Raw genomic sequence first — 815 nt, 5'->3', positions numbered from 1 at the left:
CGTCGGCACCGCCTGCGTGGCTGCGCCATTCGTCACCGCGCCGGCCGCTGAATTCCGTTCAAGTGTCGTCAGCAAACGCTGCAGGAACCGTTTTAAGTCCGGAACGGGAGTGCCGCTGCTCTCGAGACGAGCGTTGAGCGCAGTCTCGAGCGCATCCAGTGCCGTGATCGTCGCCCGGGCGTCGGCGATGAGCTGGACCATCTCCGCATTGGCCTGATCGATCTGTGCCGCACATGCGGCACGCACCCGATTCAAGAGTTGTCCGTGCGCACTGACCAGCTGCGCTTTTTCCGCCGCATTCAGCCCCGAGGCGGCTTCCTGGAGCATGACGCGATCGTCGAGCGCACCCTTCTCCAGGTCCTTGCCCTGAACCGGGCCGATTGCGCGCGGCGCGAAGAACGTCATTTGCCGCAGATTCGCCAACAACCCGTCCTGACCATTCTGCAGGTCGATCAGCGCGTTGATACGGCGCAAGGCGGCATCGCGCGGCGAAGCGTTGGGCCGCATAGCCGGATGCATGGTGTCCCAATGCTGATCGAAGGTCTGCGCGATCAGCGTCAGACCTTGCGCCAATCCGGCCAGCCCGTCTTCATTGGCCAGCGCGCGCGTGACGATGACAAGCAGGCGCAAGTCCCTGCCATGCGCGCGCAATTCCTCCGCCTTTGCGAGCACAGCGGGCCAGTCGACTGGAATCGTGCTTTGCGAGCCGGCCTTATTGTTGCCGTCGTGGACGACCTTGAGTTGGGCTTCGGTCAGGCGCTCCAACTCATGGAAAGCCGGGTCGTTGCGCAAATCTTCCCCGGACGGATTCTCAC

1 protein-coding gene is annotated in these 815 nt (G+C 63.6%); it reads right to left on the bottom strand.

Annotated elements, in window-relative coordinates; translation table 11 throughout:
• Nucleotides 1–815 (bottom strand): type VI secretion system ImpA family N-terminal domain-containing protein (locus tag EN925_RS37975; protein WP_245487468.1); only part of this gene is annotated, 815 nt, incomplete at both ends.

The organism is Mesorhizobium sp. M7A.F.Ca.US.006.04.2.1, assembly GCF_004022915.1.
In the GTDB taxonomy this organism is placed as follows: Bacteria; Pseudomonadota; Alphaproteobacteria; order Rhizobiales; family Rhizobiaceae; genus Mesorhizobium; species Mesorhizobium ciceri.
The sequence above is the reverse complement of the archived record's forward strand: the minus strand, read 5'-3'. Positions and strand labels throughout refer to the sequence as shown.